The organism is Roseobacter sp. SK209-2-6 (assembly GCF_000169455.1).
GTDB lineage: Bacteria > Pseudomonadota > Alphaproteobacteria > Rhodobacterales > Rhodobacteraceae > Pseudophaeobacter.
In genome coordinates this window covers 88464-100176 of record NZ_AAYC01000007.1, presented here as the reverse complement: position 1 = coordinate 100176, position 11713 = coordinate 88464, and the positions used below count along the sequence as shown (strand labels likewise).

General features: G+C 55.3%; 13 protein-coding genes. 6 read left to right on the top strand and 7 right to left on the bottom strand.

All coding sequences use genetic code 11. The features are described 5' to 3' along the window. Nucleotides 1–58: 58 nt before the first annotated feature. The 6 genes from RSK20926_RS12160 to rpsF form a co-directional block, all read right to left on the bottom strand. Nucleotides 59–2017: a bifunctional 2',3'-cyclic-nucleotide 2'-phosphodiesterase/3'-nucleotidase gene (locus tag RSK20926_RS12160; RefSeq protein WP_037254948.1), complete on the bottom strand. Its 1959-nt coding sequence runs from the start codon at nucleotides 2015–2017 to the stop codon at nucleotides 59–61. Nucleotides 2018–2107: 90 nt separating this feature from the next. Next, nucleotides 2108–2581 carry a lytic transglycosylase domain-containing protein gene (locus tag RSK20926_RS12155; protein WP_008207087.1) on the bottom strand — a complete coding sequence of 158 codons (474 nt, stop codon included), beginning with the start codon at nucleotides 2579–2581 and terminating at the stop codon, nucleotides 2108–2110. Between the two features lie 172 nt (nucleotides 2582–2753). After that, nucleotides 2754–3122 (bottom strand): hypothetical protein, encoded by a 369-nt coding sequence (locus RSK20926_RS12150; RefSeq protein ID WP_008207085.1) that lies wholly within the window; start codon nucleotides 3120–3122, stop codon nucleotides 2754–2756. A gap of 123 nt (nucleotides 3123–3245) precedes the next feature. Continuing rightward, nucleotides 3246–3863, bottom strand: coding sequence for a 50S ribosomal protein L9 (rplI, locus tag RSK20926_RS12145; protein WP_008207082.1), 618 nt, complete (start codon nucleotides 3861–3863; stop codon nucleotides 3246–3248). 12 nt (nucleotides 3864–3875) lie between these two features. Further along, the gene (gene rpsR / locus RSK20926_RS12140) at nucleotides 3876–4103 is read right to left on the bottom strand and encodes a 30S ribosomal protein S18 (protein ID WP_005982441.1); all 228 of its coding nucleotides are present in this window, start codon (nucleotides 4101–4103) and stop codon (nucleotides 3876–3878) included. A 28-nt stretch (nucleotides 4104–4131) separates the two neighbouring features. After that, a complete protein-coding gene (gene rpsF, locus RSK20926_RS12135; protein WP_008207067.1) occupies nucleotides 4132–4485 on the bottom strand; it encodes a 30S ribosomal protein S6 in 354 nt (117 codons plus the stop codon). Nucleotides 4486–4776: 291 nt separating this feature from the next. On the opposite strand from rpsF, the gene RSK20926_RS12130 reads away from it, so the two are divergent. Together RSK20926_RS12130 and RSK20926_RS12125 are read left to right on the top strand one after the other, a co-directional pair. After that, nucleotides 4777–5307 (top strand): hypothetical protein, encoded by a 531-nt coding sequence (locus RSK20926_RS12130; protein WP_008207065.1) that lies wholly within the window; start codon nucleotides 4777–4779, stop codon nucleotides 5305–5307. A 243-nt stretch (nucleotides 5308–5550) separates the two neighbouring features. Further along, nucleotides 5551–6126, top strand: a complete 576-nt coding sequence (locus RSK20926_RS12125; RefSeq protein WP_008207060.1) for a YceI family protein — start codon at nucleotides 5551–5553, stop codon at nucleotides 6124–6126. A gap of 561 nt (nucleotides 6127–6687) precedes the next feature. Here RSK20926_RS12125 and RSK20926_RS12120 read toward each other — a convergent pair. Continuing rightward, the gene (locus RSK20926_RS12120) at nucleotides 6688–7995 is read right to left on the bottom strand and encodes a cytochrome b/b6 domain-containing protein (RefSeq protein WP_037254945.1); all 1308 of its coding nucleotides are present in this window, start codon (nucleotides 7993–7995) and stop codon (nucleotides 6688–6690) included. Nucleotides 7996–8231: 236 nt separating this feature from the next. Between RSK20926_RS12120 and fabD the strand changes: the two genes are divergently transcribed. From fabD to RSK20926_RS12100, 4 genes are all read left to right on the top strand, one after another. After that, entirely contained in the window at nucleotides 8232–9167 is a 936-nt protein-coding gene (gene fabD / locus RSK20926_RS12115) for an ACP S-malonyltransferase (protein WP_037255022.1), read from the top strand. A 16-nt stretch (nucleotides 9168–9183) separates the two neighbouring features. Continuing rightward, a complete protein-coding gene (fabG, locus tag RSK20926_RS12110) occupies nucleotides 9184–9921 on the top strand; it encodes a 3-oxoacyl-ACP reductase FabG (RefSeq protein ID WP_008207055.1) in 738 nt (245 codons plus the stop codon). Between the two features lie 418 nt (nucleotides 9922–10339). After that, nucleotides 10340–10573: an acyl carrier protein gene (locus RSK20926_RS12105; RefSeq protein ID WP_008207053.1), complete on the top strand. Its 234-nt coding sequence runs from the start codon at nucleotides 10340–10342 to the stop codon at nucleotides 10571–10573. 157 nt (nucleotides 10574–10730) lie between these two features. Then, on the top strand, nucleotides 10731–11474 hold the full coding sequence (locus RSK20926_RS12100; protein WP_037254943.1) for a HisA/HisF-related TIM barrel protein: 744 nt from the start codon (nucleotides 10731–10733) through the stop codon (nucleotides 11472–11474). The last annotated feature ends 239 nt before the right edge of the window (nucleotides 11475–11713 follow it).

Below are 11713 nucleotides of genomic sequence, written 5' to 3'. Positions count from 1 at the left end.
AAGCGGCCCCTCCTTTGAGGGGCCTCTTTCTTTGCCTGGCGAATTTGCCATGGCTCACTCAAAGCGAGATTTTGAAGCGTGCAAAGCCTTCGGCACCTGCACCTGCAGCTTCGATTTCTAATCCTTTGATCGTGTCAATATAGGCCTCAGCCTTTGGTCCGGTGTCAAAGAGAACGCTGGTGCCTGGCAGCGGGGCAAAGCGCCAGTTTTCGTCTGCTCTGGGACTGATAGTGCCTTTCTCGACGATATAGCGGACAATCACATCGCGGTTGGTGTCCGGTCCTTCGAAAATGATCGTATCCCCCTTGGCGCCTGGGAAAGCGCCACCACCCGATGCACGGTAGTTATTTGTCGCGATGACAAACTGCGCATCCGGCTGAATTGGTTCCCCTTGGTAGGTAAGGTTCACGATCCGGCTGGCAGCTGGATGGATGAGTTCACCCTTGGGGTCGAATTTTGAGGGCTGGCTGAGGTCAATCTCATATGAAACCCCGTCGATCACATCAAAATTATAGCTGGGGAAGGAGGGATTCAGCAGCAGCTGATCCGCCTTGCCGGTCTCAACCTGATTGAAAATACCTGCAGAGCGCTCCAGCCAGTCTTTTACCTCGGCGCCACTGACCAGAACGGCGCGGGCGGTATTGGGATAGAGGTAAAGGTCAGAGACGTTCTTGATCGCAACATCGCCTTTGGGAACATCGGTGAAATACTCTGGTCCGCCACGGCCACCTGCCTTGAAGGGTGCCGCAGCAGAGAGGATAGGCAGGCCCTCATATTCCGTACCTTCCAGCATTTGCGAGATATACCAGGTCTGCGCGATAGAAACGATCTGGACCGAAGGGTCATCGGCCACCAAGGCAAAATAGCTATGCAGCGGCGCGTCTGTCTTGCCGACGGCGCGGCGCACATAAGCCAGGGTTTCCTCATGCTCCTGAGCTACAGAGGAAAGAACCTCCTGGTCGCTTTCAACCAGGGCTGTAATGGACCTGTCTTCGTTGCGTTTGGAAATGGGCCGGGCTTCGCTGGAATGGCCGACAACCCGCCATCCAGATCCATCCCGCTCAAGCATGAGGTCAATCAGGCCCATATGACTGCCCCAATAGCCCCCCATGGTTGCGGGTTTGCCATGGATGGTACCGCCTTCTGCATCGACACCAGCAAATCCCTGATACTTGGAGGAGGGGAAGACCAGGTGGCTGTGCCCAGTCATGATGGCGTCAATGCCCTCGACCAAAGCCAGCGGGACCGAGGCATTCTCCATCCCATCGCTTTCCTGGGCGCTGCCAATTCCGGAATGAGACAGGGCAATCACGATATCCGCGCCACGTTCACGCATTTCAGGCACATAGGCACGGGCCGTTTCCAGAATGTCTCGCGCTTGAACATTACCCTCCAGATGGCGACGGTCCCAGTTCATCACCTGGGGTGGCACAAATCCGATCAATCCAATCTTGATACTATGTTTCTGACCGGCTCCATCCTCCAGTTCACGTTCAATAATGACATAGGGGGGCAGGAGGGTGCTGTCGTAACGGGGGGAGGCGCCTGTCTCCTTAGCGATATTGGCGCAGACAACAGGGAATGACGCCCCTGCAAGGGATTTCATCAGGAAGGGCAGACCATAGTTAAACTCGTGGTTTCCGAGAGTTGAGGCATCAAACCCCAGCGTGTTCATCGCTGCAATCACCGGGTGCATGTCACCTTCCTTCATGCCCCGCTCATATGCGATGTAATCACCCATCGGGTTGCCCTGCAGAAAATCGCCATTGTCCAATAGTAGCGAGTTTGTCGCTTCGGCCCGAATTCCACGCACAAGTGAGGCAGTCCGGGCAAGGCCCACTGTATCGCGGGGCTTGTCTGCATAATAATCATAGGGAAAGACATGGACGTGTAGGTCCGTTGTCTCCATCAGGCGAAGATGGGCCTGGTTGCTGGCTGCCTGCAATGAAAAAGGATGCAAAGCGAGTAAGCCTGCGCTTCCAGCTAGAAAACTCCGGCGGTCTAGGGTGATCGGCATTTCAAACTCCCAAATATGTCTTTTTGTTTCTTATCCGGTAACGATAACAGGAAAGTAACAGCTGAAAAGATCAATCTTTGGGAGAGAAGATTACTCGCTTACTAAACCAGTTTCCTTCAGCATGCCGCGGCGTTTGGCTTCGTGCCAATACCCGCGTGAGTAATGTTTGACCGCCATGTCGAAACTGCCATCGGAAATGAGCCAGGCGCCGCGCAGGTATTTGACCGCGAACTCCAGATTGGTATCTGCATTCAGCAGATCCGTCGGTTTGCCCTGAAATCCCATGGATCGCGCGGTGGCAGGCAAGATCTGCAACAGACCATAATACGGACGATTTACGGCCCAGGGGCGGTGGGTGCTTTCCCGAATGGCTAGGCGGTGCACCAGGGCGCGTGGCACCTCATAATGGTCGGCCCAGCGGTTTATGCTGTGGCGCAGTTCTGGCGTCTCATTTGGGTAGAGAGGCGGATCAAAGCGGGCTGAGCCTTCCTCCGCATGGCTGTCACTACAGGCTGCTGCAAAAAGAGGCAAAAGAACAAGACCAAGAAAAAGGCGCCGATGCATGGCGAACTCCTAAGTAAGCAATACTGGAACCCTAGCAAGGAGAGAGGCAAAGAGAAATCAATGCGCAGCGCTTCGGCGGTTCTTCTCCGAAGCGCTGCGCAGTGCCTTGCCTACACCAGGGAATGGTCTGGCGTAGACTAAGAGCAAGTTGAGGCCAGTTAGCGTGGCGGGTTTAACCGGTTACGGGGTGGCCCCTTTGTTGCATGCAGCGCACCAGATACTGGCGGCGGGCCTGTTTCACTTCTGCATCCGCAGCCGCAGCACCAATTGCAGCGCCGATCACGGCACCTGCCAAGGCATCATCGCTGCTTTCGATAGAACCGACCAAGGCACCGCCAACGCCGCCAATCGCAGCAGTCTGACCTATGTGGCCTTGGCCAACTCGGCGTGCCTCGGAGCGGCATTGGGCCTCATCCGCATTGAAATTGGTGCCCAGGGGACCTGAGACCTGCAAAGGTGCGTCAAGCGGGACGGTGTTGCAGGCCGTAAGCAACAGAGCAAGGCAGCAGCTGCCAAGGGTGGGAATAGCTTTTTTCAACATAACAAATACCCTTCAAAAGACTGATAGCGAAAGGGTAGAGCGAATGCTTGCTCTGGGCTAGTCCGAAAGAAAAAGGCCACCCAAATCGGATGGCCTTTCCAGAATTTCAGGGCTGATCTTGGATCAAGCTGAGGTTTCTTCGCTTTCGGCAGCTGCCGGAGCGTCGCCCTCGTCGTCATCAGAAGCGGCAGAACCGATATCGTCGAAGAGTTCGGCGATTTCGAATTCAGCAGCAGCTTCTTCTTCCGCAGCCAGCTCTTGGATCGACTTGCCAGAGGCCTGCAGCTCAGCTTCTTCAGCGGAACGTGCAACGTTCAGCTTGATTTCAGCTTCGACTTCAGGGTGCAGATTCACCAGAACTGTGTGCAGACCCAGTTCTTTGATCGGTGCGATCAGAGCAATCTGTTTCTTGTCGACGGTGAACCCATCGGCAGTCGCTGCGTCGGCGGCGTCGCGTGGGGTAACCGAACCGTAAAGGGCACCAGCGTCGGAAGCGGAGCGAATCACGATGAACTGCTGGCCATCCAGCTTTTCAGACAGTGCTTCTGCTTCTTTTTTGGTTTCCAGGTTACGGGCTTCCAGCTGCGCTTTTTGCTCTTCAAAAGCAGCCAGGTTGGCTTCCGATGCTGTCTTGGCTTTGCCCTGAGGCAGCAGGAAGTTGCGAGCATAACCGGACTTTACGTCTACGACGTCGCCCATCTGACCCAGTTTGGCCACACGCTCAAGAAGGATAACTTGCATCTGCTTATCTCCTTACTTCACGGCGTAGGGCAGCAGGGCGAGGAAGCGGGCGCGCTTGATAGCACGGGCCAGTTCACGCTGCTTCTTTGCCGAAACGGCGGTGATGCGGGAAGGAACGATTTTGCCACGCTCAGAGATGTAGCGCTGCAGCAGACGGGTGTCTTTGTAATCGATCTTCGGCGCGTTGTCGCCCGAGAAGGGGCACACTTTGCGGCGGCGGAAAAATGGTTTTGCGGCCATTGTTTAGCGTCCTTTTCTCAAGCTTAGATCAGCGGCGCTCGCGACGGTTGTCGCGTTCGTCACGTTTCTGCATCTGGACCGAAGGGCCCTCGGCGTGCTCGTCGACCTTGATGGTCAGAACGCGCATAACGTCATCATGCAGGCGCATCAGGCGTTCCATTTCCTGAACGGCCGCTGCAGATGCATCGGTGCGCAGGAAGGAATAGTGACCTTTGCGGTTTTTGTTGATCTTGTAGGCCATGGTCTTGACGCCCCAGTACTCACTGTCAACGAGTTTACCTTCGTTGTCAGCCAGAACGGCACCAAAATGTTCGATGAGGCCTTCAGCTTGCGAGTTGGACAGGTCCTGACGCGCAATCATTACATGCTCATAAAGGGGCATGCGAACTCCTGTTTGTGTCTAGGCGCATTTCATAGACGGGGCGGTTTGCCTTCCGCTGCCCTGTCACGAGAGTCTACGCGGATCGAAAAAATCGCGGAAGGATGGCCCCATATATCCGCTGCTGCAAAAAGGGCAAGGCAAAACATGGCCCAGAGGCTGCGATTGGAAGTCAATTCCGATAAATCCCGACTTCCGCCCAAATGCTGACGCATTCCTGCAGTCAAACATGGTTAACGAAAAGTTAAAAGTGCAGGGATCTGACCCTGTGATACGCAAAAAGGGCAAAAGCAGATGACCCATCAAGCCATTTCCACCTCCTTCAACCCCCAATCGGCGGTGATAAGAGCCCGCAAGCATGCGGCAGCGGTGCCTTTGGTTCTGAAGTTTGAGGCCCATTGGCAGATCAGGGCCTATCTGATGCGTGCGCTTGGCGTTGCAATGCTTCTGAGTGCCGCCGGTGTCTGGCTGGTGCACGGTAGTCCGAATGACCCAGAAATGAACCTCATCAAGGTTGGGGTCTCGCTGGTTTTTGCTGTTCTGGGGCTGATCCTGGTCACGCTGCGTGATCATCGCGATCTGCCAGAGGTCTGTTTTGATCCGGTGCGCCAGGAATTGCGTGCGCTCAAACGTGACCGTCGGGGCAGGGCCCGCACAGTACTGCGTCGGCGCTATGATACAATCGGTGGCGCCCGGCTGACGGAAACATCCGCTATTTTCTACGAACGAGATGGCAGCTTCCTGGTTGAAGTCCCTCTGGACAGCTCTTTTGCCCGTAGCCAGCTGCGCGATCAGCTAAGCGGGGCGGTTCAACTGTTCAGCTAAGATTCGATTAGCCTAATTATCCGCCGTCCTAAATTCCGTCGCTCTTGAAGATCACGAGGCTGTGAAGACTGCCACCCTCATGCGCGGTTTTCTGCACCCCACCCCCTGTCTGTGCAAAAAGTCGCAGATGAATTGTTCATTTCACAACAGAACGTGTTGGAAAATGTCTCTTTCATTTCAATCGCACTGAACCCAGAATTTGAAGTGTAGAAACAATCTTCAGATCCAACGGAGCTCTGACCCATGAAAAAGATCATTCTCGCTGCTGCATTTGCAGGGCTTAGTGCAGCTGCAGTTCAGGCCGCCCCGGAAAAATATGTTCTCGATGCCAGCCACAGCCAGGTTCTGTTCAACTATAATCACCTTGGCTATTCGACCACATGGGGGATGTTTTCCGGCTTTGAAGGCGAGGTGATGTTCGATCAGGAAGCGCCTGCCAACTCGAGCGTTTCCGTTTCGATGCCACTGTCTTCCATGCTGACAGGCTGGGAAGCGCGTTTTGATCATTTCATGTCCAAAGATTTCTTTGCGGCAAATGGCGATGATCAGATCACATTTAAATCCACTGCGATTGAAGTGACGGGCGATTCCACTGCCAAAATCACCGGTGATCTGACCCTGAATGGCGTGACCAAGCCTGTTGTGCTGGATGCCAAGCTGAACCAGACCGGCGATCACCCAATGGCGGGCAAGCCATGGGCCGGATTTGACGCGACAGCCTCGCTGGTGCGTTCTGATTTCAACCTCGGAAAATTTGCCCCCTTCGTCAGCGACGAAGTGCAGCTGCAGATTTCGATCGAGGCAATGAAGGCCGAATAAACTTTCGACGCTTTCAACAATGCTGATCAGAGATGCCGCGTTTCCCCAAGGAACGCGGCATTTCTTGTTTCGTTTGATTGGCAAAGAAAGGGAAATTTTGCAGTTCAATTCTGGGGCGCTATGTCCAGAAAGAAACGATTGTCCGAGGCCCAAACACTTGTAGGTTCCAGACCTTCCTTCCGAAGCGCTGCGAGGACAGAAGGGTCCAAGGGAAACCCTCTCACTTGGACCGAGGTACTTCTTGGATGGTGATCCTGTACGTTCCACAACACGCGAAGCAGGTTTCAACAGGGGGCTCGCCCGATATGCAGAGGAATAAAGCACTGCCTGCAAGGAGTTTTCCCTGCCGATTGAACCAATCCTCATTCTCCGGTGTCCTAAGGATCCAAAGCGGTCCGTGCCAGTCTTCGCCAAAATTCCGATCAAAAGAAATAAGTGCCTGCATAGACAAAGGATGCAGTATAAATTTGTGCTGGCAAAGGGCCCAACTGGTGTGATGCCAAAAAAGAACGCCCTGCAGCAACAGAGCGTTCAGTGTTTTCTGAACTCGAGAGTTACCTGTCAGTCACCGGTATTGACTGCATCAAGCGCTACTACAATCACGACTTCATAGCCCAGTGATCCTTCGTCTTTGGTGCCAAGGCCGATGTCAAAATCCATTCGGTTTACAGAAGCCTGGGCCTGCATCGTGGCCTTGTCCCCGTTGAGTTGCAGATCAAAGAGGAAGGACAGGGGCAGGCTTTTCCCTCTCAGCGTCAGAGTTCCCACAGCCTCGTAACCGGATGTGCCTTTTGACAGTTCAGCCTGGAAGCGGGCGGTTGGAAAACTGGCACTGTCGAAATAGTCCGCACCCATTGCTTGGTCGGTCACAGAACCCAAGCTGAGCGAAGTGATGTCGATCTCAACATCAACTCGCCCTGCTGGGCCCGGAGCGGTTGGCTCCTCGAACTGGATTTGCGCATCCCAGCTGTTGAATTGCCCAGTGACAGCGCTGCCCATCTGCTGAATGGTGATAGAAATGCTCCCGTTCTCAACCCGCCAGTTGGAGGCAAGCGTCGCAGCGTCGTTTTGAGCAGGCTCTGTGGCCCAGGTGCTGTCGGTTTCAGCGGTTGCACCCTCTTGTTGCACTGCCACGGCAGCATCCGCCTGGCTATGATCAGAGGCGTGATCATGGTTCGAACCTAGAAGCTGACTGCCAGCACCCAGAACGGCCACCCAGATCGCCAGTGCCGCAAAGGCTGGCAGGATGGCGTGCTTTTGCGCGCGTGGGGCAGGCAGATCAGAGTTCCCTGGCAGCATCCGCTGAAGCGTCGCGTCGCGGTCAATAACGGCATGTTTCAATGCCCCAGCAACATGCAGCCCAAAGGCGCCAAGCAGGGTGAAGACCGCCAGCCAATGCAGTGTACCAAAGAGCGCGGCTAGGCCTTCGGATTTGGGAACAAAGGGGAGGTCCTGTCCAAAGGGCCACCAGATTGGAGCAAAACCGGTGGTGGCCGCATGATGGATCCAGCCGGAAAGTGGTGCGATCAGCATGGCCCCATAAAGAAGCCAGTGAACCGTTTCCGCGGCAAAGGCTTCGGGTTTGTTCTCGGGGTGCAAAAGCCCTGGCTTAGGCTGTGTCAGGGCCCAAAGGATGCGCGCAATCGCGACAAAGAAGATCGTCACGCCAAGAGTTTTGTGGATAGAGAACAGAAGAACTGCGCGCGCAATCGTCTCTGCCGAACCATCAAACTCTGCGCTGAGTATGGAGTGTGAAAGGTTGCTTGCAACGAGCCCAAGCGGAAACACCGTTAGCATCAAGAGGGCCGTTAGCCAGTGGAAAAACTTTGCTATGCTGCCATAGCGCTGCGCTGAATTTTGTATTGGCACGGCAGTGGATCCTTGTTGTCGTGAGAGCGCTAGGTATTCATCCTCAACTTAGGCATTGAAAGCTGCTGTGCAAAGCGAGGGCCTTCTTCACCTTTGCACAGAATTTGTGCGCAAGTTTAGACTGGCCAGAAGCATGTAGTCCTGACGCCATATCGCGCGACCTCATCGCTGTTCTCTTGTACGTTGCGTCAGCTGCGTCTAAACCGAAGCAAATGGCAGTGAAGGATGAGGTCCTTATGACAATCGCATTTGTGTTCCCTGGTCAGGGTGCCCAGACCATCGGTATGGGAAAGGCTCTGGCAGAGGCTTTCCCGGCAGCAAAATCCGTTTTCGAGGAAGTGGATGACGCGCTGGGTGAAAAGCTCAGTGACCTGATCTGGGAGGGTGAGATCGAGACGCTGACGCTGACCCAGAATGCTCAGCCTGCTTTGATGGCCACATCCATTGCTGCGATGAAGGCGCTTGAGGCGGAAGGGATCACCATTGAGAAGGCGGGATTTGTTGCAGGTCACAGCCTTGGGGAATACTCAGCCCTAGCTGCGGCGGGCGCGATCTCTCTGGCTGATACTGCTCGACTGTTGCGGACCCGCGGGCAGGCCATGCAAAGCGCAGTTCCCGTTGGTGTTGGCGCTATGGCGGCTCTTCTGGGGCTCGACTTTGCAACCGTCAAAGAGGTTGCGGCAGAGGCCGCAGCGGAGGGCGAGGTTGTTCAGGCCGCAAATGACAATGACCCCACTCAGGTCGTGGTTTCTGGCCACAAAGCGGCGGTTGAGCGGGCTGCAGAGATCGCCAAATCCCGCGGAGCGAAGCGTGCCGTGATGCTTCCGGTTTCTGCGCCGTTCCATTGTGCCCTGATGCAGCCGGCGGCGGATGTCATGGCCGAGGCCCTGACAGCTGTGGAAATTCAAGCGCCAAAGGTTCCCCTGATTGCCAATGTGCGCGCTGATGAGGTGACTGATCCCGCCCTGATCCGTGAATTGTTGGTCGAACAGGTGACCGGATCCGTGCGCTGGCGCGAAAGTGTGCAGGCCATGGCGGCCAAGGGTGTGACTGAATTCTGGGAGATTGGCGCAGGTAAAGCGCTCTCTGGCATGATTCGAAAAATAGATCGCAGCCTGGCGTCACGTCAGGTTGGAACCGATGCAGACGTCAAAGCGGCGTTGGAAGCATAAGGAACGAGGAAAAAGAATGTTTGATCTGACCGGCAAGAATGCCCTGGTAACCGGCGCTTCAGGTGGCATTGGTGGTGACATTGCCCGCGCTCTGCATGCTGCAGGAGCAACTGTTGCGCTTTCGGGCACACGCGAAGAGCCGCTGAACGCTCTGGCGGAAGAGCTAGGCGAACGGGCCCATGTTCTGACCTGCAATCTTTCGGATGCAGAAGCGGTGGAAGCACTGCCCAAACAGGCGGCCGAAGCCATGGGCTCGGTTGATGTTCTGGTGAACAACGCAGGCATCACCCGCGACAACCTCTTCATGCGCATGAAAGATGAGGAATGGCAGAGCGTTCTGGACGTGAACCTTACCTCTACCATGCGCCTGTGCCGCGGCGTTCTGCGTGGCATGATGAAAGCGCGTTGGGGGCGGATCATCAATATCTCCTCTGTTGTTGGCTCAACCGGGAACCCGGGTCAGGGCAACTACGCGGCCTCCAAGGCGGGGATGATCGGGATGTCGAAATCGCTGGCCTATGAGGTCGCGAACCGGGGCATTACCGTCAACGCGGTGGCTCCTGGTTTCATTGCGACCGCGATGACCGAAAAGCTGAATGACAAGCAAAAAGACGCAATCCTGACCCAAATCCCCGCAGGTCGAATGGGAGATTCGAAAGAGATTGCATCGGCGGTGCTTTATCTGGCGAGCGAGGAATCTGGCTATGTCACAGGCACTACGTTGCATGTGAATGGCGGCATGGCGATGCTCTGATTTTCGCCTGTGTTTTGGGGGTGGAATGCGATGGTATTCCAGCCCGAAAACAGCGCCTGGGGCGGAAAAATGCCCCGCCAACAAATGGTAGCTGACAGGTCTTTCTGTCTTTTTTCAGAAACTTACCACGCTTTTCCTCGGGTAAGTCTTGTTTGAAGTTGAGAGAGCCTCCATCTGCTGTCACTGCAGAGGTGAGAGACCCGAGCTCAGAACAGAGCTGAGACCGGGAAACCATTTGCCTCTGTCGCCGACTATGCTATAGGCGGCGCATATCTGTATCTGGCGGGGCCTGCTCTTGGGGTTCGACCAGGCCGTCTCCGCGTTTAGGAGGCAGAACCGCCCGGCAGGGCAATCTAACGCCAGCCCCTGCGGGTTCGGGCACAACCGGGCAAGCTGCCCTGAAGAATGAGGAATTGACATGAGCGACGTCGCAGACCGCGTAAAAAAGATCGTTGTAGAGCACCTGGGTGTTGAAGAAGACAAAGTAACCGAAGCTGCGTCCTTCATCGACGATCTGGGCGCCGACAGCCTGGACACCGTTGAGCTGGTCATGGCGTTCGAAGAAGAATTCGGCATCGAAATCCCTGACGATGCAGCGGAAACCATCCAGACCTTTGGCGACGCAGTGAAGTTCATCACTGAAGCTTCCTAAGCTCTGTTCACAGTTTTGTGAATTTTCCAACGGCGCTTCCTGGACAGGGAGCGCCGTTTTGCGTCGTCTCTCCCCTGGTGTCCTGGCGTAACCTCGCTGGGCAAGGCCACTTATTGTGGTAGACTTGCAGTTGATAGCAACCAGGAGGGCTACTGCCATGATGATATTCCCGACAATGGAACTGATGGACGGTCGTTGTGTTACCTTGGACAAAGGTCGGCTTGATGAACCAATGGTCTGGCATGTCGATCCGGTGGAAACAGCCAAGAGCTTTGCCGCCGCTGGCGCGGAGTGGATGCACATCACGGACTTCAACGCGCTTCAGGGAAACTCTGACAATGTTGAACTGATTGAAGAAATCATCCGCACAGCTGGGATCCCCGTGCAGCTTGGCGGCGGGATGCGCAGTCGCGAAACCATCGAGACCTGGATCGACAAAGGCGCTGGTCGCATCGTTGTCGGAACATTGGCTGCGCTGGATCCTGCGCTGATTTCGGATCTGGCAAAGCATCACCCGGACCAGATCGTTTTAGCGGTAGATGTCTGGGAGGGCCAGGTCATGACAGAAGGTTGGCGCCAGGCGGGGGCCTTTGACCCTTCGAGCTTTATCGCAGCCTTTGGGTCGGACCCCTTTGCGGGCATTATCGTAACGGATATCGACAGCGATATGTCTGATGTCGAAGCGCAGCTTGGATTGATCTCTAAACTCGCTTCAGAAGCAAAATCCCCGGTGATCGCCAGTGGCGTTGTTCGTGGGGCGGACGACATTGCACGTTTGAAGTACATCAACAATATCTCAGGCGCCCTTGTGGGTCGTGCCCTGTTCCGCAAAACGCTCACTCTGGAAGATGCGCTGCAGGTTGCGCAGCCACAACCTGAACCGGTTGCTGAATTCCTCTAGATGCCTTTGGATCGGGATTGCGCCAGAGTAGGCCATCCCGATCCATCTCGCGCTTTGCAAAAGCCTTTTCCGGAGTGGGGATCGCAAAAGGGGCTGTTGGCAGTTGCTGAACGGGGCGGGGCAAGCCGTTCTATCCCTATAAGATGAGAAATAGACCGGTTTCCGGCGGGTTTACGCCGTTCTGAACTCTTGCGCCCCAAGCGCAATCCAAGCTATTTGGTTTCACGGATTGCCGAGGC

Coding starts and splice junctions, on each gene's coding strand:
- fabG (WP_008207055.1), top strand. CDS start 9,184: ATGTTTGATCTGACCGGCAAGAATGCCCTGGTAACCGGCGCTTCAGGT.
- RSK20926_RS12155 (WP_008207087.1), bottom strand. CDS start 2,581: ATGCATCGGCGCCTTTTTCTTGGTCTTGTTCTTTTGCCTCTTTTTGCA.
- RSK20926_RS12105 (WP_008207053.1), top strand. CDS start 10,340: ATGAGCGACGTCGCAGACCGCGTAAAAAAGATCGTTGTAGAGCACCTG.
- RSK20926_RS12150 (WP_008207085.1), bottom strand. CDS start 3,122: ATGTTGAAAAAAGCTATTCCCACCCTTGGCAGCTGCTGCCTTGCTCTG.
- fabD (WP_037255022.1), top strand. CDS start 8,232: ATGACAATCGCATTTGTGTTCCCTGGTCAGGGTGCCCAGACCATCGGT.
- RSK20926_RS12125 (WP_008207060.1), top strand. CDS start 5,551: ATGAAAAAGATCATTCTCGCTGCTGCATTTGCAGGGCTTAGTGCAGCT.
- RSK20926_RS12160 (WP_037254948.1), bottom strand. CDS start 2,017: ATGCCGATCACCCTAGACCGCCGGAGTTTTCTAGCTGGAAGCGCAGGC.
- RSK20926_RS12130 (WP_008207065.1), top strand. CDS start 4,777: ATGACCCATCAAGCCATTTCCACCTCCTTCAACCCCCAATCGGCGGTG.
- rpsF (WP_008207067.1), bottom strand. CDS start 4,485: ATGCCCCTTTATGAGCATGTAATGATTGCGCGTCAGGACCTGTCCAAC.
- rplI (WP_008207082.1), bottom strand. CDS start 3,863: ATGCAAGTTATCCTTCTTGAGCGTGTGGCCAAACTGGGTCAGATGGGC.
- RSK20926_RS12100 (WP_037254943.1), top strand. CDS start 10,731: ATGATGATATTCCCGACAATGGAACTGATGGACGGTCGTTGTGTTACC.
- rpsR (WP_005982441.1), bottom strand. CDS start 4,103: ATGGCCGCAAAACCATTTTTCCGCCGCCGCAAAGTGTGCCCCTTCTCG.